We start from the raw sequence: 19,973 nt of genomic DNA on the forward strand, positions 1-19,973 counted from the left end.
GCACGCTAGACGGCCCCGGCAGTTGACAAGCCACATTTCCTGTTCCACCTGAGGGACGAACGTTCCGGCAACGGGCTGTCATGATCGACGGCCAGGATGGAACCACAGCGAGGCCACACGAGGCTTATCATGTCCTTCTCCTTCGATTTCGACCCCAAGCCGCGCCGCCAGTCCGTCGGCGTCGATGTCGGCGGCGTCATGGTTGGCGGCGGCGCGCCGGTGGTCGTGCAATCGATGACGAACACGGACACGGCCGACGTCGATGCGACCGTGGCGCAGGTCGCAGCCCTCTCTCGCGCCGGCTCCGAACTCGTGCGCATCACCGTCGACCGCGACGAAAGTGCTGCCGCCGTGCCGAAGATCCGCGAACGCCTGCTGCGGCTCGGCATGGACGTGCCGCTGGTCGGCGACTTCCACTATATCGGCCACAAGCTGCTGGCCGATCATCCGGCCTGCGCCGAGGCGCTGGCGAAATATCGCATCAATCCCGGCAATGTCGGCTTCAAGGACAAGAAGGACAGGCAGTTCGGCGCCATCGTCGAGACGGCGATCCGCTACGACAAGCCGGTGCGCATCGGCGTCAACTGGGGCTCTCTCGACCAGGAACTCCTGACCCGGCTGATGAACGAAAACCAGGAAAAGGGGTTTCCGCTTACCGCCCAGGAGGTCATGCGCGAGGCGATCTGCGCCTCCGCGCTGCTGTCGGCCGAACTTGCCGAGGAGATCGGCCTGCCGCGCAACCGCATCATCCTGTCGGCCAAGGTCAGCAACGTCCAGGACCTGATCGCCGTCTATGCCATGCTGTCTGCCCGCTCCGACCATGCGCTGCACCTCGGCCTGACCGAAGCCGGCATGGGCACCAAGGGCATCGTCGCCTCCTCCGCCTCGCTCGGCATCCTGATGCAGCAGGGCATCGGCGACACGATCCGCATCTCGCTCACCCCCGAGCCGGGCGGCGACCGCACCCGCGAGGTGCAGGTGGCCCAGGAACTGCTCCAGGTCATGGGCTTCCGCCAGTTCCTGCCGGTCGTCGCGGCATGTCCCGGCTGCGGCCGCACCACCTCTACCGTGTTCCAGGAACTCGCCCAGAAGATCCAGGACGACATCCGCAAGAACATGCCGGTGTGGCGCGAGAAATATCCGGGCGTGGAAGCGCTCAAGGTCGCCGTCATGGGCTGCATCGTCAACGGCCCCGGCGAGAGCAAGCATGCCGACATCGGCATTTCGCTTCCCGGCACCGGCGAGTTGCCGACCGCCCCGGTCTATATCGACGGCAAGAAAGCGATGACGCTGCGCGGCACCAACATCGCCGGCGAATTCGAGGCGCTGGTCGCCGACTATATCGAGCAGCGTTTCGGCCAGGGCCAGGCGGCCGCGGAATAGCTCAGATCCGCGCCGTCAGCAGCTTGAAGCCGGCAAGCGCGAAGAAGGCAGCCATCGCGCCCTCGATGAGGCGGCGCGAGCGCAGGTAGGCGCGGTGGACCGGCCCCAGCGAGAACAGCAGCGCAAACCCGATGAAGGTCATCAGCCCCAGCGCCATGCAGCCGGCGATGAAGGCGGCCATCGTCCAGGGCGGGGCACCCGCCGGCATGCCGAGCGACGTCAGCATGATCCAGGAAAAGATCGCCTTCGGGTTGGTGAGGTGGATGCCGAGCCCCTTCAGATATTGCCGGCGCGGCGAGAGCACCGGCAATGCCTGCCGCGCGCCATAGGCCTCGCCGCTGCGCATTGCCGAGCGCAGCGCATTCCAGGCGAGCCAGAGGAGATACAGTCCGCCCGCGATCTTGAGCACGATGATCGCCTGGCCATAGGCGCGGATCAGGGCGGACAGGCCCGAAGCCGTCAGCATGGCCCAGACATAGGATCCGGTCAGCACGCCGAATGCCAGCGCCAGCCCCGCCTTGCGCCCCTGGCTGATCGAAGTGCCGATGATGGCGAGGATGGCCGGCCCCGGCGAAGCGGTCGCGATCAGATAGGCCGTCCATCCGACAACAAGCTGCGGCAGGTAGGGCAGGATGTCGCTCATGTCGTCCCCTCTATTTGTCCAGGCAAGCCATATCCTGCCGCGGGCGCCAAGCGCAACATCCGGGGGCCCGTCGGCGCCTCGGCCCCCGTCGGAACCTAGACGAGTTCGTCGAGGGCAGCCACCAGCCGGTCGCATTCCTCCGGCGTGCCGATCGTGATCCGCAGGAAGTCCGAGATGCGCGGCTTGGCGAAATGCCGCACCAGCACCGCCCGCTCCCGCAGGCCCCGGGCGATGTCCGCCCCGCTATGGCCGGGATGGCGGGCGAAGACGAAGTTCGCCTGCGACGGCAGCACCTCGAAGCCGCGCTGGCGCAGGGCGCCGGCGACGCGCTCGCGCGTCTCGATCACCTTGCCCCGGGTCTCGTCGAACCAGGCGACATCCTCGATCGCAGCGGTCGCCCCCGCCTGCGCCACCCGGTCGAGGGGGTAGGAATTGAAGCTGTCCTTCACCCGCTCCAGCGCCTCGATCAGCGGCCGCTGGCCGATCGCATAGCCGACCCGGAGGCCGGCGAGCGAGCGCGACTTCGACAGCGTGTGGACGACGAGCAGGTTGTCGTACCGGCGCGTCAGCGGCACAGCACTCTCGCCGCCGAAGTCGATATAGGCCTCGTCGACGACGACCGGCTGGTCGGGATGCTCCGAAACCAGTGTCTCGATCGTCGACAGCGGCAGGCCGATGCCCGTCGGGGCGTTCGGGTTCGGCAGGATGATCGCGCCGCAGGGCCGGCGGTAATCGGCAATGTCGATCGTGTAGTCGTCTCTTAACGGCACTTCGACCGCCTCGATGCCGAACAGGCCGCAATAGGTCGGGTAGAAGCTGTAGGTGATATCAGGATAGAGCAACGGCCTCTCGTGCTTCAGCAGCGCCACGAAGGCGTGCGCCAGCACCTCGTCGGATCCGTTGCCGACGAATACTTCCTCCGGCTCCACGCCGTAAGCTTTGGCGATCGCCTGCCTGAGGCCGAGCGCCGAGGGATCCGGATAGAGCTTCAGGCTGTCCGACACCGCCGCCTGCATGGCCGCGATCGCCTTCGGCGAGGGGCCGTACGGATTCTCGTTCGTGTTGAGCTTGACGAGATCGGCGATGCGCGGCTGTTCGCCGGCGACATAGGGCTTCAGCGTCGCAACGATCGGCGACCAGAACTTGCTCATGCGTTCAGCTCCTGCGATTGGCCACGAACCGGGCGGTCTCGACCAGGATGCCGGCCCGCTCGCCGAAGGGCGCTAGCAGGGTCTCGGCCTCCGCGGCCAGTTCGTTCAGCCGGCGTTCCGCCCAGTCCTGCCCCTTCAGCGCCACCAGCGTCCCCTTGCCGCGCGCCATGTCCTTGCCGGTTGCCTTGCCCATCGTCTGCGCGTCCGCCGTCAGGTCGAGCAGGTCGTCGGCGAGCTGGAACGCCAGCCCGACCGTCTCGCCGTAGCGCCTGAGCAGGCCGCGTGCCTCGGCGTCCGCGTCGGCGACGATCGCACCGGCCTCGCAGGCAAAGCGGATCAGGGCTCCGGTTTTCATCGCCTGCAGCGTGACGATGCCGGCCTCGCCCGGCGCGTTCTTCTCGGCAGCCAGGTCCAGCGCCTGCCCGCCGGCCATGCCGCCGATGCCGGCGGCTCGCGCCAGCGCCAGCACGAGTTCCGTCTTGATGCGGTCGGTAAGCACCGTCTCCGGGGCCGCGATGATGTCGAAGGCCAGCGTCAGAAGCGTGTCGCCGGCAAGGATCGCCGTCGCCTCGTCATAGGCCACATGAACCGTCGGCTGGCCGCGGCGCAGGTCGTCGTCGTCCATCGCCGGCAGGTCGTCGTGCACCAGCGAATAGCAATGCACGCACTCGAGGGCAGCACCGACCCGGACCGCCGAAGACGCGGGACCTTCGCCGAACAGCGCGGCAGCCTCGATCACCAGGAAGGGCCGCAGCCTCTTTCCACCGTTGAGGGCGCCGTGGCGGACAGCCGCCAGTAACCGTTCTGGGCGTGCGATCTCGCCCGCTTGCAGACCCGCAGACAGAAGGCCCGCGAGCATGGCCTCGACGCTTTCGGCGTTCGATTTCAGGCGTTGCTGGAAAAGGATGGACTGGCTGGTCATGCGCGCTGTTTGGCACGGAGCGTAGCGTTAGGCAACGGCACAGGCAGGGATAGCGGCATCAAAGCCGGCAAAGTTGGCTGCAACCACTGGCAAACCGGGCGGCATGACGGTATGAAAACCGGGAACGCGACAGGACGGACCCCGCCCTTGGACATAACACCGGAAACACGCGCCGATGCGGAATTCGATGCAAGGCAGGGCGATGCCGCCGTGGATGGCGCCGGCACGAAAGAGCGCTTGACCCGGCGGCTGCGGCGCAGCTGGCGGAAGGTGGCTCTCCTCGTGGTCGCCTTTCTGCTCCTGCCCTACCTGCTCATTCCGGTCTACGCCATAAGCTTCGTCCATCCGGTTTCGACGCTGATGCTGCGCGATCTCGCGACATTCCAGGGATACGACCGCCAGTGGGTGGATTTCGAGGACATCGCACCCGTCCTGGTGCAATCGGTGATGATGTCGGAGGACGGCCAGTTCTGCCGCCACGGCGGCGTCGACTGGGGCGAGATGCGCGCCGTCGTCACCGACGCGCTGGACGGGGCGCAGACGCGCGGCGCCAGCACGATCCCGATGCAGACGGTGAAGAACCTCTACCTCTGGAACGGCCGGTCGTTCGTCCGCAAGGCTGCCGAACTGCCGCTGGCTGTCACTGCCGACTTCGTCTGGTCGAAGCGCCGGCTGATGGAGATCTACCTGAACGTTGCCGAATGGGGGCCTGGCATCTACGGCGTAGAAGCTGCCGCCCGGCACCATTTCAACGTTCCCGCCAGCAAGCTGACACGGCGCCAGGCGGCACTGCTCGCGGTGTCGCTCCCCAATCCCATCGAGCGCAATGCCGGCGAGCCGGGACGCGGCCTGCGTCGCCTCGCATCCGTGATCGAGCGTCGCGCAAGCCGCTCCGGCGAATACATCAAGTGCCTTTATGACTGACTTCATGCCTTTTCATTGGAGCCGGGCCGCCCGGGCTTCTAGGGTCGCGCGGAACTGAAGTCCGCAAGGAGAGCCGCGCATGTCCCACCTCGTCCTCTACATCGGCAACAAGAACTATTCGTCCTGGTCGTTCCGGCCATGGATCGCGATGGAGGCGGCCGGCATCCCCTTTTCCGACCGGGTGATCCCCTTCGACTTCGCCGCCGGCAACCCGGCCTTCAGGGAAATCTCTCCGACCGGCCGCGTCCCCGTTCTCCATCACGGCAAGGTGCGAGTCTGGGAGTCGCTCGCCATCATCGAATACGTGGCCGAGCTCTTCCCGGAGGCGGGGATATGGCCGAGGGACCGTGAAGCCCGGGCCCAGGCACGATCCGTCTCGATGGAGATGTTGTCCGACTTCCGGGCGCTCCGCGGCGCCTGCCCGATGAACATTCGCCGGCCGCAACGCTCAATCGACCTGCCCGACGGCGTGACCGACGACGTCACCCGCATCGAGACGATCTGGCACGATGCGCTGCAGCGCTGGAACGGCCCTTTCCTCTTCGGCGCCTTTTCGGCTGCCGACGCGATGTTCGCACCGGTCGTCAACCGCCTCCACGCCTATCTCCTGACGAAGGATCCGATCTCGCTTGCCTACATGGACCGGGTCATGGCCCATCCGGCCTGGAAGACGTGGCAGGCGGCGGCGCTTGCCGAAACCTGGATCGTCCCCGAAGACGAGGCCTGAGGGTTCGCCTGTCCTGGATCGGCGGGCGCTCCGGGCAAGATGAAAAAATGGCCGCGGGGACTGGTCAAGCCGGTATTTGCCATGTATAAGCCCGCCAAATTTCCGAGATAGATACATGTCTTTTCGGCCATTTTCAGTGGCTTTAGACGTGTTTGCCCGTTCAGTGGAGTAGTGAAATGGCTGTACCGAAAAGAAAAACGAGCCCGTCCAAGCGTGGCATGCGCCGCTCCGCCGACGCCCTGAAGGCTCCGAGCTACATCGAAGACAAGAACTCCGGCGAACTGCGCCGCCCGCACCACATCGACCTGAAGACCGGCATGTACCGCGGTCGCCAGGTGCTGACGCCGAAGGAAAGCGCATAAGCGCTTTCGTACAGCGATATTCCTGAAAGGGCCGGCTTCGACCGGCCCTTTTTCTTGCTGGAATGCCGCTCGGGTCTTAGCCTAGGTTGTCGAGCTTCGACTGCAGCGCGCGCAGTTGCTCCTTCAGCTCGTCTATGTCCTTCGCCTCGGCCTTCTTCGTTTCTTTCGGCTGCGGCGCCGTCATGAAGGGCGAGAACATCTGCATCGCCTTGTGGAACATCTCGGTGTTGCGGCGCACCTGTTCCTCAACCAGTTGCATGGGCATCTGCAAGTTCTTGGTCAGCGGGGTGTCGCCGAAGGCCTTGTTGATCTGCTCGCGCATCTGTACTTGCTGGTCGGTGAAGGCCTGCATCGAATGTTCGAGATAGCTCGGCACGACCATCTGCATCTGGTCGCCGTAGAAACTGATGAGCTGTCGCAGGAAGGATATCGGCAAAAGCGTGTTGCCGGTCTTCGATTCCTGTTCGAAGATGATCTGCGTCAGGACCGAATGCGTGATGTCCTCCCCGGACTTCGCATCCTGGACGGTAAAGTTCTCCCCCTTCTTCACCATCACTGCGAGATCGTCGAGCGTCACGTAGGTGCTCGTTCCGGTATTGTAGAGGCGCCGGTTCGCATATTTCTTGATTGTGATCGGGCTGTCGTTCTTGGCCATCTGGGTCTCCTCCTCCCCGTATTCCAATCCACTCCATGCATTTGCGAGTATCCGCAAAAAACAACGTTATAACAAACGCATTGTGCGTTGCAGTGAAAAAATGCTGCGCAAAATCATTTTCGCCGGTCCCGGTCGCCGCGCACGGGGCTGGATTTGCCGAGACAAGTTGTTTGACTCTCCCCCTAAGCTTTGACAGTTTTGCCTTGAGGCGGTTGTTCGCGCCGGCGGTCGTCCGGCGATGCAATCGAAGAGGGTAGTCCCGAGAACCGGGCGGGCCGCAGGGCCTCGCAACCGGCGGTCTCGGCACCAAAAAACACGTGAGGAGACGCTTCATGGCCACCCCGTCCATCGTCATCGCCAGCGCAGCCAGGACCGCCGTCGGCTCCTTCAACGGCGCCTTTGCCAATACGCCCGCCCATGAATTGGGGGCCGCGGCGATCACAGCCGTGCTCGAGCGGGCCGGTGTCTCCGCCGTGGAAGTGGACGAGGTGATCCTTGGCCAGGTGCTTACCGCCGGCGAGGGCCAGAACCCGGCCCGGCAGGCCGCCATGAAGGCCGGTGTGCCGCAGGAGAAGACCGCCTGGGGCATGAACCAGCTCTGCGGTTCGGGCCTGCGCGCCGTCGCGCTGGGCATGCAGCAGATCGCGACCGGCGACGCCGGCATCATCGTTGCGGGCGGCATGGAATCCATGTCGATGGCGCCCCATTGCGCCCACCTCCGCAACGGTGTGAAGATGGGCGATTTCAAGATGATCGACACGATGATCAAGGACGGCCTGACCGACGCCTTCTACGGCTATCACATGGGCATCACCGCCGAGAACGTCGCCAAGAAGTGGCAATTATCCCGCGAGGAGCAGGACGGCTTTGCCGTCGCATCGCAGAACAAGGCCGAGGCCGCCCAGAAGGAGGGCCGGTTCAAGGACGAAATCGTTGCCTTCACCGTCAAGACGCGCAAGGGCGACGTGATCGTCGACAACGACGAATACATCCGCCACGGCGCGACGCTCGACTCCATGGCCAAGCTGCGGCCGGCCTTCGACAAGGACGGCACCGTTACCGCCGCAAACGCATCCGGCCTCAACGACGGAGCGGCCGCAACGCTGCTGATGAGCGAGGCAGAGGCCAACCGCCGCGGCATCCAACCGCTTGCCAGGATCGTCTCCTGGGCGACGGCCGGCGTCGATCCGCAGATCATGGGCACCGGGCCCATCCCCGCGTCCCGCAAGGCCCTGGAGAAGGCCGGCTGGAAGATCGGCGACCTCGACCTCGTCGAGGCCAACGAGGCCTTCGCCGCCCAGGCCTGCGCCGTCAACAAGGACCTCGGCTGGGATCCGGCGATCGTCAACGTCAACGGCGGCGCCATCGCCATCGGTCATCCGATCGGTGCTTCCGGCGCACGCGTGCTCAACACGCTGCTCTTCGAAATGAAGCGCCGCGGCGTGTCCAGGGGCCTTGCCACGCTCTGCATCGGCGGCGGCATGGGCGTCGCCATGTGCGTCGAACGAACGTAAGGAGGAGCTTACCGACTGCCTTCACCGACAAGCCGCATCGGGGCGGCCCACCAGGGTGCCGGCCCGACCCAAGAACAATGGCCCAAGAACAGTGGCAATATAATCTTTGGGGGGAGTGCACACATGAGCAGGGTAGCTTTGGTAACCGGCGGCACACGCGGTATCGGTGCGGCCATCTCGATCGGGCTCAAGGCCGCGGGCTACGCGGTCGCCGCCAACTATGCGGGAAATGACGAGGCCGCCGCAGCCTTCAAGGCCGAGACCGGAATTCCGGTCTTCAAATGGGACGTATCCAGCTACGAGGCCTGCACCGATGGCGTAGGCAGGGTGGAGGCCGACCTCGGGCCGGTGGAGATTCTCGTCAACAATGCCGGGATCACCCGCGACGCCATGTTCCACAAGATGACGCCGCAGCAATGGCGCGAAGTCGTCGACACCAACCTATCGGGCCTGTTCAACATGACCCACCCGGTCTGGAGCGGCATGCGCGACCGGGGGTTCGGCCGCATCGTCAACATCTCCTCCATCAACGGCCAGAAGGGCCAGATGGGACAGGCGAACTACTCGGCCGCCAAGGCGGGCGATCTCGGCTTCACCAAGGCGCTCGCCCAAGAAGGTGCTGCGAAGAACATCACCGTCAACGCCATCTGCCCGGGCTATATCGGCACCGAGATGGTCCGCGCGATCCCGGAGAAGGTGCTGGCCGAACGCATCATTCCGCAGATCCCGGTCGGCAGGCTGGGCGAACCGGAGGAGATCGCGCGCTGCGTCGTCTTCCTCGCCTCCGACGACGCGGGCTTCATCACCGGCTCGACGATTTCCGCCAATGGCGGGCAGTTCTTCGTCTGACGGGTTGACGCATCGAAGATCGGCGGTGCCGCCGGGCGCCGCCGTCCGACCGGCAGGGCCGGCGCCCCCGCTGGGCGGCCATTCGTACTTGTTGCCTCGGGATGCTGCGAGACGCTAGAAACGAGCCCTGACAGATCCTGGCCCGGAATCAAAACGCATGGCTGCCCGCAGAACGTCCCCGCGACCTTTCCACCTCATGGCAAAGCCGACGGGCTTTCGATGCAACATAGCGTGCGACTATTGCTTCTACCTGGAAAAGGACGCCGGAACGCTGAAGCCGAAGGACTCCCGGCGTCACATGGACGATGCAACGCTCGAGGCATACGTCCGGAGCTACATCGAAGCCAATCCGGCGTCGGAGATCGAGTTCGCCTGGCAGGGCGGCGAACCGACCTTGGCAGGTATCGCGTTCTACGAGAAGGCGCTGGCCCTTCAGGCGAAGTACGCGAAGGGCAAAACGGTCACGAACGCCATCCAGACAAACGGTCTTCTGATCGACGACGCCTGGGCCGCCTTCCTGGCACGGCACGACTTCCTGGTCGGCCTCTCCATCGATGGCCCGGAGCATCTGCACGACGCCCACCGCCGTGCCCGAAACCGCAAGGGCGTGCACGCCAGGGTGATCGAAGCCCTCGGGCACCTGAAGCGGCACGCCGTCCAGTACAACATCCTCTCCGTCGTCAACGCCACGACGGCCCAGCATCCGCGCGAGATCTACCGCTACCTCACCCGGGATCTGGGCGCACAGTTCATCCAGTTCATTCCGGCCGTCGAACAGCGCACCGAAGGCACGACCGTCGGCGAACTCGCCCATCCGCAGACAGAGGACCTGACGGCCAAGGTCACGCCCTGGTCCGTCTCGGGCGAGGACTATGGCCGCTTCATGATCGGCATCTTCGATGAATGGGTCCGCAGCGATGTCGGCCGGGTCTACGTGCAGCTATTCGACAACGCTCTCGGCGCCTGGCTCGGCGAAAGACCGAGCCTCTGCGTCATGCAGCCGAACTGCGGTTTCGCCCTCGTCATAGAGCAGAACGGCGACATCTATTCCTGCGATCACTACGTCTACCCCGCCCACAAGCTTGGCAATGTCCGGACGGATGGTCTGGCGGGCCTCGTCAACAGCAGGCAGCAGCGCGCCTTCGGCATGGCGAAGGCCGACCTGCCGAAGAGCTGCGTGCAGTGCGAGTGGCGCTTCACCTGCCACGGCGGCTGTCCGAAGAACCGCATCCACCGCGTCGGCAACCATTGGCACAACCATCTCTGCTCCGGCTACAGGGCGATGTTCGCGCACATGGATCCCTACATGCGCTTCATGGCCGGGCAGTTGCGCCGTGGCCGGCCTCCCGCCGAAGTCATGCGCGTCGCACCGAGGATCGCGGCGGCATCGTCAGCCTCGTAAGCGATGCGCTGGCGACGGTGCCGGCGGCACGACAGTCGCACGGATGGCCAACATTGATTCTTGTTCGGACTGGCGCTATGTAGGGACCGTCCCGTGGTGATTTGGCCGGCCGGCTTGCAGCCACGTAAAACAAGTCGCTAAAGGGGCCGCGAGAAGAGACCTTCCGTGGACCGGTTGCGACTGACGTCGCCGCCGGTTTTTTTGTTTTTGATCGAGTGAAACATGCCCATCAAGATTCCCGATACGCTGCCCGCATTCGAAACCCTCGCTCACGAGGGTGTGCGGGTGATGACCGAAACGGTGGCTGTCCGGCAGGACATCCGCCCGTTGCAGATCGGGCTTCTCAACCTCATGCCGAACAAGATCAAGACCGAGATCCAGATGGCGCGCCTCGTCGGCGCCTCGCCGCTGCAGGTCGAACTGTCGCTCGTGCGCATCGGCGGCCACAAGGCCAAGAACACCTCCGAGGATCACCTGCTCGCCTTCTACGACACCTGGGAGGAGATCAGGCACCGCAAGTTCGACGGCTTCATCATCACCGGCGCCCCGATCGAGACGCTCGACTACGAGGACGTGACCTATTGGGACGAGATGGAGCGCATTCTCGACTGGACCGTCACCAACGTCCATTCCACGCTGAACGTCTGCTGGGGCGCGATGGCGGCGATCTACCATTTCCACGGCGTACCGAAATATACGCTCGACGAGAAGGCCTTCGGCGTGTTCCGCCACCACAACCGCAATCCGGCATCGGTGTTTCTGAGCGGCTTCTCCGACGACTTCCAGATTCCGGTGTCCCGCTGGACCGAGGTGCGGGCGGAGGACATCCGCAAGCGGCCCGGCCTGGAGATCCTGATGGAATCCGACGAGACGGGCGTCTGCTTCGTGCAGGAAGAGGGCGGCAGGCGGCTCTACGTCTTCAACCACGTGGAGTACGATTCGACCTCGCTGGCCGATGAGTATTTCCGCGACGTCGATGCCGGCGTGCCGATCAAGATGCCGAAGAACTACTTTCCGCACAACGATCCCGCAATCGCCCCCTTGAACCGCTGGCGCAGCCATGCGCATCTTCTGTTCGGCAACTGGATCAACGAGATGTACCAGACGACGCCCTACGACCTCGACAAGATCGGCACGCAAGGATGAGACCATGAGCGGCCTCGAAATCAGACCCCTCGCCCCGTCTGACGAGGCCGACTGGCGGCGCCTCTGGACTGCCTATCTCGCCTTCTACGAGACCGTCCTGCCAGAGGAGATTTTTCGCACGACCTTCGCCCGGCTGACCGGCGGCGGCGCGAACGACTATGCGGGCCTGCTCGCCGTCATCGACGGCAGGCCCGTGGGCCTGGCCCACTACCTGTTCCACCGCAGTTGCTGGACGATCGGCAACGTCTGCTACCTGCAGGATCTCTATGCCGACCCGTCTGTCCGCGGCACCGGCATCGGCCGCGCCCTGATCGAGGCGGTCTATGCCAGGGCTGCCGAGGCGAATGCGGCGGAAGTCTACTGGATGACGCAGGAGTTCAATGCCACGGCCCGCCGGCTCTACGACAGGATCGCCGACCAGACGCCCTTCATCATCTATCAGAAGACCCTCTGACGACCATGGTCGCGCGGGCGCGGCCAGCGCGTGCAAAGCTGCATGGATGGTATGATTTTTCCGTTGCCCCTGCACCGGTTTTGCCGCAGTTTGCGGCGCGAATTTGGGAATGCCGGGAGGGACATCGGTGAACGTGCGCAATGAACAGTTCGGCCTGCTCGAGACGGGCGAGCCCGTCCAGCTGGTCGCCCTCGCCGGGGGTGGCCTGAAGGCGAAGATCATCACCTGGGGCGCCGTCATCCAGGACCTGCGGCTTGCCGGGCACGAGCCGCCGCTGGTCCTTGGACTGGAACGCCTTGCCGACTATGTCGCCCATTCCCCCTATTTCGGCGCCACCCCCGGCCGCAACGCCAACCGGATCGAAAACGGCCGCTTTGCGATCGACGGCACGCCCTTCCAGCTCGAACGGAACGAGCGCGACGCCACCCATCTCCATGGCGGCAGCGACGGGCTCGGCCGGCGCAACTGGCAGATCGTGGAGCAGTCCGAAAGCCACGTGACCCTGCAGATCGTCGATCCGGCCGGCCGCGCCGGCTATCCCGGCAACTGCACGGTCACCTGCACCTATCGCCTCCAGGATCCGGGAACGCTGTCGGTCGTCTACGAGACCACCACCGACGCGCCGACCATCGCCAATCTCTGCCAGCACAGCTACTTCAACCTCGACGGTGAAGCCGACGCGCTGGGACACGAGATCAGCATCGCAGCCGACCGCTACCTGCCGGTGGACGAGCGCCTGATTCCGACCGGAGAGATCAGGCCGGTCGAGGGAACGCCGTTCGACCTTCGAAAGATGACGCCGATGCGTCGCCAGACCGAAACCGGCGGCGTCGCCTTCGACCACAACTTCTGCCTGGCCGGGGAGCGTCGCGCCAAGACCGCGGTCGCCGTCGCCCGCAGCAACCGGTCCGGCGTGGCGCTCGAAGTGCGAACAACCGAGGCCGGCGTGCAACTCTATACCGGCTCCATGGTCGACGTCCCCGTTCCGGGCCTTGACGGGCGCCGCTACGGCGCCTTCGCCGGCTTCTGCCTCGAAACGCAGGTCTGGCCGAATGCGATCAACCATCAGGGCTTTCCGAACGCGATCCTGCGGCCGGGCGAAACGCTGCGCCAGGAAACCGACTATATCTTCACGAAGGGCTAAGCGCCGGTCGCGCCTACCGCGTCTGCAACGGGGCCGCCCGCAGGAAGATCGAACGTGGAAAGCAGCCTGGTCGAAGGTTCCGTCGTGCCGCGACGACTGCCGACGGACCAGGCGTCAATAGATATCTGGAAAGGGAGGCCAACTATCATGACGAAGCAAACGGTCGGATTCATCGGGCTCGGCTACATGGGTCAGGGCATGGCCGCCAACATCCTCGCCAAGGGCTATCCGCTGGTGTGCATGGCGCACCGCAACCGGACGCCGCTCGAAGCGCTCGTCGCCAAGGGTGCGCGCGAGGTGAAGTCGCCACGCGAGATGGCGGCGCAATGCGACGTCATCGTCCTTTGCGTGACCGGTTCGCCCGAAGTGCTCGCCGTCGTCGAGGGACCGGACGGCATCGCCTCCGCCGACCGGAAACTCACCGTCATCGACTGCTCGACCTCCGACCCCTCGATCACGACGGCGCTGGCCGCACGGCTGGCACAGAAGGGCATCACGCTGCTCGATGCACCCTTGGGGCGCACGCCCGCCGACGCTGCCGCGGGCACGCTGGACGTGATGGTCGGCGGCGCCGAGCCCGACGTCGCCCAGGTCCGTCCCATCCTCGACTGCTTCGCCGGCCGCGTCATCCACACCGGCCCGACGGGGACGGGCCACACCATGAAGCTCCTCAACAACTTCCTCTCGATGGGCTATGCGGCACTCTACTCCGAGGCCCTGATGCTCGGGCGCAAGGCCGGACTGGCGCCGGAGACCTTCGACAGCGTGATACGCGGCGGACGGATGGACTGCGGCTTCTACCAGACCTTCTTCCGCTGGGTCATCGAACGCGACCCGAACGCCCACAAGTTCGCCATCCGCAACGGCTTCAAGGACATGAGCTACCTCGCAGCCTTCGCCAACGCGGCAGGCGCAGCCAACCCGATCGGCGCCGCCGTCCGCAACACCTTCGCCCAGGCCGTCGGCGCCGGCCACGGCGAGGACTTTGTACCAATGCTGTCGGATTTTGTCGCCGACGCGAACGGATTGAAGGAGTAGAGGTCGCTGGGGGATTCTACGTCGCCGGGAGCCGATAGATCACCCCCCGGCCCCCAAGGCGGAAAGCCAACCGGCGCTCCAAACCGACGCCCTGTCGGCGTCGGCTCAAAACGCGCGGCTTCAATCGTTAAAGGATGAAATCGGCTTTGTCGAGCGTCCGCACATCATCGAGATGAATGGCAAAGTCCGCCTTGCCGTCACCATCCACGTCACCACGAATATAGGTGTTGGACTTGCCCTTGTCGTAGCGCAATTCACCTGCCCTCTTCGAGAAGTCGTCCGTTCCAATGAAGGTAAAGCCCTGGTTGCCACCCTTCTTCGTGCTCGCGTCGATAGCTGAAATGTCGATCTTGTCGCTCTTGGAGAAGTCGAAGATCGTGTCGCGGCCCGACTTTCCGGGCGTGCTGTCCTGAAGCGTTTTGTAGATGAAGGTGTCCGATCCGCTCCCGCCGCGGAGCTTGTCGCCCCCACCGCCGCCGATCAGTCTGTCGTCGTTCATGCCACCCTTGAGGATGTCGACCCCGGCCCCGCCGTCCAGCCTGTTCTTCCGATCGCTGCCGATGATGGTGTTGTCGAGGCTGTTGCCGGTGCCGTTATGCGCTTTGCCCGTCAGCGTCAGGTTCTCGACGTTCGCCGTAAGCATGTAGTCGATCGAGGACTCGACACGGTCCGTACCTTCTTTTGTCTTTTCGACCACCTTGTCCCTGCGGCTGTTAACGACATAAATGTCATTGCCGACATCGCCCTCCATGGAGTCGGTCCCAAGGCCGCCGTCGAGCGTGTCGTTTCCGCCACCACCGATCAACGTATCGTCCCCCGCTCCGCCGAACAGCGTGTCGCCGCGGCTGCCGCCTGTCACGTTGTCCCGGCCCGTACCTCCGCCATAATTCAACACCTCGAAATTGCTGAATATCGTTTCCGGATCGACCGCAACGGTGCCGGTCGTGAAATCGAAGACGAAATCTTCCTCTGTAACCAGAACGAAGTTGAGCGTGTCGATACCCGTTCCACCGTCGGCGGTGTCGCCATGGCCGGCATAGATCGTATCGTTTCCTGCTCCACCATAGATCTTGTCGTCGACGTCGTCGTCGTAGGGGCGCAACGTGCCGTCGCCGTTGCTGAAGGCCATGCCGCCATAGATCGTGTCGTTACCCGCTCCGCCCCGGATCGTATCGCTGCCAGCCCCGCCGATCAGCCTGTCATGACCGCCTTGACCTTCCAGCGTGTCGTCGCCCCCGCCACCGGCCATTTCGTCCGCCAGCGCGCCGCCGGTGAAGGTGTCATTTCCTGACCCGCCAAACAGCGTGACGCTTTCGATGTTCTTCAGCGTCACCGATACATTGGTAAACGTTGCCACGGAGGCGAGCGCGAATGTCAGGTCTTTGGTGAAACCGACATAGCGGAAGTCGAGCCAGACATGGTCGGACCCGTGCCCGCCATCGATATCCAGCGCGCCTAGCGGACCGCCTCGCCAGCCGAGGCGATCGTTTCCACTCCCGAGGTCGACAGTATAGGACCCATTGGCCGTGGCATCGAAAGGCACGGTCTCGGGAGCACTGTCACCCAAATCTTGGCCCTTCTCCCACCAGAAGTAGTCGCCGCCTTCACCTATGTCGACCCTGTCGTCGCCGGAACCGGCCCTGATGGTGTTGGCGCCGCCGTAGTCGGTGATGGTATCGTTGCCGGCGCCTGCATCGACGTAGTCGTCGCCGTCGGGGAGATAATAGCCGTAATATTCGGAACTCCGGTCGCCTTGCCGCACGCCGCCATGAAGTTCGTCATCGCCGGCTCTGCCGATCAGCCTGTCGTTGCCGTGCCCACCTTTAAGATAGTCGGTACCAGCCCCACCGGTAAAATTGTCGTCGCCGACGCCGCCGTCGAGAGAGACCCGCTCGATCCTTTTCAAAGTCACGGACCCGATGGTGACGGTCTTGGTGGCGGAGACTGTGAATGTCGCACCGCTCTTAAAGCCGGATAGGTCGAGCACGGCCCGATCGACGCCGCTGCCTCCATCGATGTAGACTGTTTCCTTCAATGTAGGGCCGATCGAGTAGCGGACCTGGATATCATCATCGCCCGCCCCGCCATAGATCTTGTCGCCGCCCCGTTTCCCGCTGTCGATGGCGGCGTGATTGTAGACGGCGATGAGGTCGTCGCCGTCTCCGCCATAAAGCCGGTCCTCACCGCCGGCGTCAAAAAGCTGATCGTTGCCCGCTCCGCCGTAAAGCACGTCGTCGCCGTCGCTGTTGTTCTCCTCAATGTTACTCGAGAGGCCACCGTAGAGGATGTCATCGCCACCCAGCCCCTTGACGACGTCGTTTCTCGAAGTTGCGCTCAGGGTTTCTCCCTTGGACGTCCCGGTAATATGAGTCATGCTCGTTCCCTAGCCTCGCCCTGCAAATTGTGACTATAGGTTGAGCAGAGGCAGAACTCCCAGTCAATGCGACCCTTTCGCGATGAGTCGATTTCCTAGAGCCGAAAATCGTTGCGATGGCCGCGTCGTATCTCCGCCCGACTAAGAAAAATCCTCGACGGATACATGGCAGATCAGTGCGGAGTGTTGTTTCAATAATTGTGCGGCAACGGCGCTGGCATCGAGGTCGACATACCTTCGCACCACCGCCACGATCTCGCTGGAACCGGAGCCTATATCCCTGCGGTAACCACACCCTTCCGTCGATCCTCGACGGAAGGGGATCTCAACCGGCCAGAAAACACAAAAGCCCCGGCGAACCGAGGCTTCGAACGTCTGGGAAGAATGGAGCGGGTGAGGCGATTCGAACGCCCGACCCCAACCTTGGCAAGGTTGTGCTCTACCCCTGAGCTACACCCGCTCATCGTCGACGGCCTGGGGTAGTCGGTGGCCGAAGGTCGCAGCGTTGCGGCGACGGGCGCTATATGGCCCAAGCGATTTTCAAATGCAACAGGGAAATGACGCGGCGTTCCAGAAATTTTCGGACCGATGGCGCAAGTCCGGGCCCGTTCCCCTCCGTTGCCCGCCGTTCCCGTTGCCTGCCGGCCGGGAAGGCTTTATGCAACGCGGCAACAGGGCGGGGCCAGAAGCCAGGTGCGGGCGCCAGACGACAGCGATGAGGACTGACATGGACATGACCTCCGACACTCAGCAGCCGAAGACCGACGGCGATCTTTTCGCCTTCCTCGACAGCCTCGGCATCGCCCATGCGACGAAAACCCATCAGCCCGTCTTCACGGTCGCCGAATCCGTGGCGTTGCGCGACGAGATTCCGGGGGGGCATACGAAGAACCTCTTCCTCAAGGACAAGAAGGACAACTACTTCCTCCTGACGGTGGAGGAAAACGCCAGCGTCGACCTGAAGACTATCCATACGGTCATCGGCGCAGCTAGCCGCGTCTCGTTCGGCAAGCCCGAGAAGCTGATGGAGTATCTCGGCGTCATTCCGGGCGCCGTCACCGCCTTCGGCGTGATCAACGATACCGACCGGAACGTGAAGCTGATCCTGGACGAGGACCTGATGCACCACGACATCATCAACGCCCATCCGCTCAGGAACGACGCGACGACGTCGATCGCCGCGGGCGACCTGCTGCGATTCATCGAGGCGACAGGCCACGAACCGCTTGTCTTGAAAGTGACCTCCTGACATACGATCTTCAGGCAGCATCGAACGAAGCCGGGCGAGGGTCCGCAGGAGCAGGAAGATGAGCGACAATCCCTATGCGACGTCGTTTGGCGGACAGATGAGTGGCGCCGTCAACTATGGCACGGAAGCGGCGGCCGACCTCATCAAGGACACCACCACGGCCACCTTTGCCCAGGACGTGATCGAGGCCTCGCGCCAGCAGCCGGTTCTCGTCGATTTCTGGGCGCCCTGGTGCGGCCCCTGCAAGCAGCTGACGCCGATCATCGAGAAGGTGGTCAAGGAGGCCGGCGGGCGGGTGAAGCTCGTCAAGATGAATATCGACGATCATCCCTCCATCGCTGGCCAGCTCGGCATCCAGTCGATCCCCGCCGTCATCGCCTTCGTCGGTGGCAGGCCTGCAGACGGGTTCATGGGCGCGTTACCGGAAAGCCAGGTCCGCGACTTCATCGACAAGGTCGCCGGCCCCGCCGACGCCGACCACAAGGCCGAGATCGAGGCGATCCTCGAGGAGGCGAAGACGCTGCTCGGCCAGCACGACATCGGCGGCGCGGCCGATCTCTTCGGCGCCATCCTGCAGGCCGATCCGGAAAATGCCGCAGCGCTTGCCGGCATGGCCCAGTGCATGATCGCCGCCGGCCAGCTCGACAATGCCCGCCAGATCCTGGCCTCGGCGCCCGAAGAGGTCGCGAAAGATCCGGCAATCGCCGCCGTGCAGAAGCAGCTGGAGCAGATCGATGAGGCCCGCAAGCTCGGCGATCCGCAGGCGCTCGAGCAGGCGCTTGCCGCCAACCCGGACGACCACGCTTCGAGGCTCAATCTTGCCAAGATCCGCAATGTCGAGGGTAACCGCGAGGCGGCCGCAGACCATCTGCTGGCGATCATGAAGCGCGACCGCACCTTCGAGGACGACGCCGCGCGGCGCGAGCTCCTGCAGTTCTTCGAGGTTTGGGGACCGAAGGACCCGGCCACGATCGCCGCACGGCGCAAGCTGTCGTCGATCCTGTTTTCCTGACGCATCGCCCGCGCACATCTTGAGAAATTCGCTCCGGACCCCATTTCAGGGGCCATGATGATGCCAACCGCCTCGAGAGCGGCGGGCCATGCCGAATGCGACGGGAAGGCGATGCAATGCATGTCGGAAATGCGCGCTATCTGAAGCCGGGCGACGTGCCGGGAACGATCCCGGTGTTTCCGCTCACGGGCGCCCTGCTTCTGCCGGGTGGTCAGTTGCCCCTCAACATCTTCGAGCCCCGATATCTGGCGATGTTCGACGACATGCTTGCGGGCAGCCGGCTGATCGGCATGGTCCAGCCGGTGTTCGGCGACCACGTCGATTCGGACCCCTCCTCGGAAGCGCCGGCACTCTGCCAGGTCGGCTGCCTCGGCCGCATCACCTCGTTTGCCGAGACCGGCGACGGGCGATACATCACCTCGCTCACCGGCGTCTGCCGCTATCGGCTGATCAGCGAGGTGCGCACCGGCAAGGCCTACCGCTCGTTCAAGATCGCCCCCTTCATCAGCGACCTCTCCGGCGCCGACGACGAGCGCGGCGTCGATCGGGAAGCACTGCTCTCCGCCTTCCGCGCCTACCTCGACGCCAACAAGCTGGAGGCGGACTGGGAGAGCGTCGAGCGGGCCAGCAACACGACGCTCGTCAACTCCATGTCGATGATGTCGCCCTACGGGCCGGCCGAGAAGCAGGCCCTGCTGGAAGCCCCGGACCTGAAGACGCGCGCCGAGACGCTCATCGCGATCACCGAGATCGTGCTGGCCCGCAATTTCGGCGACGTCGATACGCGACTGCAATAGGTCAGCCGATGGAAAGCAAGACCAACAGCGTCGATACCAAGCTCCTGGAGCTTCTCGTCTGCCCCCTGACGAAGGGCCGGCTGACCTGGAATGCGGAGACCGGCGAGCTCGTTTCCGAGCGGGCGAAGCTCGCCTATCCGGTTCGCGACGGCATTCCGATCATGCTCGTGTCGGAAGCACGGGAACTGAAGGATTGAGCCCAAACAACGCTTAGGCGCCGCCCGCCC

At 64.3% G+C, this 19,973-nt stretch carries 20 protein-coding genes, 1 tRNA gene and 1 riboswitch; of the genes, 15 read left to right on the plus strand and 6 right to left on the minus strand.

The window, feature by feature from the left end:
• The first annotated feature begins 129 nt into the window (after positions 1-129).
• The gene (gene ispG, locus GGQ64_RS10495) at positions 130-1,383 is read left to right on the plus strand and encodes a flavodoxin-dependent (E)-4-hydroxy-3-methylbut-2-enyl-diphosphate synthase (protein WP_183803361.1); all 1,254 of its coding nucleotides are present in this window, start codon (positions 130-132) and stop codon (positions 1,381-1,383) included.
• A gap of 1 nt (position 1,384) precedes the next feature.
• Here ispG and GGQ64_RS10500 read toward each other — a convergent pair whose 3' ends face one another.
• The 3 genes from GGQ64_RS10500 to GGQ64_RS10510 form a co-directional block, all read right to left on the minus strand.
• Positions 1,385-2,026 carry a LysE family translocator gene (locus GGQ64_RS10500; protein WP_183803364.1) on the minus strand — a complete coding sequence of 214 codons (642 nt, stop codon included), beginning with the start codon at positions 2,024-2,026 and terminating at the stop codon, positions 1,385-1,387.
• A gap of 95 nt (positions 2,027-2,121) precedes the next feature.
• On the minus strand, positions 2,122-3,177 hold the full coding sequence (hisC, locus tag GGQ64_RS10505) for a histidinol-phosphate transaminase (protein WP_183803367.1): 1,056 nt from the start codon (positions 3,175-3,177) through the stop codon (positions 2,122-2,124).
• Between the two features lie 4 nt (positions 3,178-3,181).
• Positions 3,182-4,099 (minus strand): polyprenyl synthetase family protein, encoded by a 918-nt coding sequence (locus GGQ64_RS10510; protein ID WP_183803370.1) that lies wholly within the window; start codon positions 4,097-4,099, stop codon positions 3,182-3,184.
• A 147-nt stretch (positions 4,100-4,246) separates the two neighbouring features.
• Between GGQ64_RS10510 and mtgA the strand changes: the two genes are divergently transcribed.
• The 3 genes from mtgA (at position 4,247) to rpmF (ending at position 6,112) form a co-directional block, all read left to right on the plus strand.
• On the plus strand, positions 4,247-5,023 hold the full coding sequence (gene mtgA / locus GGQ64_RS10515) for a monofunctional biosynthetic peptidoglycan transglycosylase (RefSeq protein WP_246422568.1): 777 nt from the start codon (positions 4,247-4,249) through the stop codon (positions 5,021-5,023).
• A gap of 79 nt (positions 5,024-5,102) precedes the next feature.
• On the plus strand, positions 5,103-5,750 hold the full coding sequence (locus tag GGQ64_RS10520) for a glutathione S-transferase family protein (RefSeq protein ID WP_183803376.1): 648 nt from the start codon (positions 5,103-5,105) through the stop codon (positions 5,748-5,750).
• 176 nt (positions 5,751-5,926) lie between these two features.
• Positions 5,927-6,112, plus strand: coding sequence for a 50S ribosomal protein L32 (gene rpmF, locus GGQ64_RS10525; protein ID WP_097137963.1), 186 nt, complete (start codon positions 5,927-5,929; stop codon positions 6,110-6,112).
• Between the two features lie 76 nt (positions 6,113-6,188).
• Here the strand turns inward: rpmF and phaR are convergent, their stop codons facing one another.
• On the minus strand, positions 6,189-6,767 hold the full coding sequence (gene phaR, locus GGQ64_RS10530) for a polyhydroxyalkanoate synthesis repressor PhaR (RefSeq protein WP_183803379.1): 579 nt from the start codon (positions 6,765-6,767) through the stop codon (positions 6,189-6,191).
• A gap of 332 nt (positions 6,768-7,099) precedes the next feature.
• On the opposite strand from phaR, the gene GGQ64_RS10535 reads away from it, so the two are divergent.
• The 7 genes from GGQ64_RS10535 (at position 7,100) to GGQ64_RS10565 (ending at position 14,314) form a co-directional block, all read left to right on the plus strand.
• Positions 7,100-8,281, plus strand: coding sequence for an acetyl-CoA C-acetyltransferase (locus GGQ64_RS10535; RefSeq protein ID WP_183803382.1), 1,182 nt, complete (start codon positions 7,100-7,102; stop codon positions 8,279-8,281).
• Positions 8,282-8,404: 123 nt separating this feature from the next.
• The gene (gene phbB / locus GGQ64_RS10540; RefSeq protein WP_183803385.1) at positions 8,405-9,130 is read left to right on the plus strand and encodes a beta-ketoacyl-ACP reductase; all 726 of its coding nucleotides are present in this window, start codon (positions 8,405-8,407) and stop codon (positions 9,128-9,130) included.
• A 196-nt stretch (positions 9,131-9,326) separates the two neighbouring features.
• A complete protein-coding gene (locus GGQ64_RS10545; RefSeq protein ID WP_210300219.1) occupies positions 9,327-10,532 on the plus strand; it encodes an anaerobic sulfatase maturase in 1,206 nt (401 codons plus the stop codon).
• Between the two features lie 83 nt (positions 10,533-10,615).
• Positions 10,616-10,694, plus strand: a riboswitch (SAM riboswitch).
• A gap of 60 nt (positions 10,695-10,754) precedes the next feature.
• Positions 10,755-11,678 carry a homoserine O-acetyltransferase MetA gene (gene metA / locus GGQ64_RS10550; RefSeq protein ID WP_183803390.1) on the plus strand — a complete coding sequence of 308 codons (924 nt, stop codon included), beginning with the start codon at positions 10,755-10,757 and terminating at the stop codon, positions 11,676-11,678.
• Between the two features lie 4 nt (positions 11,679-11,682).
• Positions 11,683-12,132 (plus strand): GNAT family N-acetyltransferase, encoded by a 450-nt coding sequence (locus GGQ64_RS10555; RefSeq protein WP_183803392.1) that lies wholly within the window; start codon positions 11,683-11,685, stop codon positions 12,130-12,132.
• Positions 12,133-12,241: 109 nt separating this feature from the next.
• Positions 12,242-13,276 carry an aldose epimerase family protein gene (locus GGQ64_RS10560; RefSeq protein ID WP_183803395.1) on the plus strand — a complete coding sequence of 345 codons (1,035 nt, stop codon included), beginning with the start codon at positions 12,242-12,244 and terminating at the stop codon, positions 13,274-13,276.
• Between the two features lie 147 nt (positions 13,277-13,423).
• Positions 13,424-14,314: an NAD(P)-dependent oxidoreductase gene (locus GGQ64_RS10565; protein ID WP_183803398.1), complete on the plus strand. Its 891-nt coding sequence runs from the start codon at positions 13,424-13,426 to the stop codon at positions 14,312-14,314.
• 127 nt (positions 14,315-14,441) lie between these two features.
• On the opposite strand, the gene GGQ64_RS10570 is transcribed toward GGQ64_RS10565, so the two are convergent.
• Positions 14,442-16,688, minus strand: a complete 2,247-nt coding sequence (locus tag GGQ64_RS10570; RefSeq protein WP_183803401.1) for a calcium-binding protein — start codon at positions 16,686-16,688, stop codon at positions 14,442-14,444.
• A gap of 385 nt (positions 16,689-17,073) precedes the next feature.
• Positions 17,074-17,148 (minus strand) — tRNA-Gly (locus tag GGQ64_RS10575).
• A 273-nt stretch (positions 17,149-17,421) separates the two neighbouring features.
• On the opposite strand from GGQ64_RS10575, the gene GGQ64_RS10580 reads away from it, so the two are divergent.
• From GGQ64_RS10580 to GGQ64_RS10595, 4 genes are all read left to right on the plus strand, one after another.
• Positions 17,422-17,937 (plus strand): prolyl-tRNA synthetase associated domain-containing protein, encoded by a 516-nt coding sequence (locus tag GGQ64_RS10580; RefSeq protein ID WP_183803404.1) that lies wholly within the window; start codon positions 17,422-17,424, stop codon positions 17,935-17,937.
• A gap of 58 nt (positions 17,938-17,995) precedes the next feature.
• Complete coding sequence (trxA, locus tag GGQ64_RS10585) at positions 17,996-18,949, plus strand: thioredoxin (protein ID WP_183803407.1); 954 nt, start codon at positions 17,996-17,998, stop codon at positions 18,947-18,949.
• Between the two features lie 116 nt (positions 18,950-19,065).
• The gene (locus GGQ64_RS10590) at positions 19,066-19,746 is read left to right on the plus strand and encodes an LON peptidase substrate-binding domain-containing protein (protein WP_183803411.1); all 681 of its coding nucleotides are present in this window, start codon (positions 19,066-19,068) and stop codon (positions 19,744-19,746) included.
• A gap of 8 nt (positions 19,747-19,754) precedes the next feature.
• Positions 19,755-19,943, plus strand: a complete 189-nt coding sequence (locus GGQ64_RS10595; RefSeq protein ID WP_183803414.1) for a Trm112 family protein — start codon at positions 19,755-19,757, stop codon at positions 19,941-19,943.
• Positions 19,944-19,973: the final 30 nt, after the last annotated feature.

The sequence above is a fragment of the Mycoplana azooxidifex genome (assembly GCF_014196765.1).
Classification (GTDB): Bacteria; Pseudomonadota; Alphaproteobacteria; order Rhizobiales; family Rhizobiaceae; genus Mycoplana; species Mycoplana azooxidifex.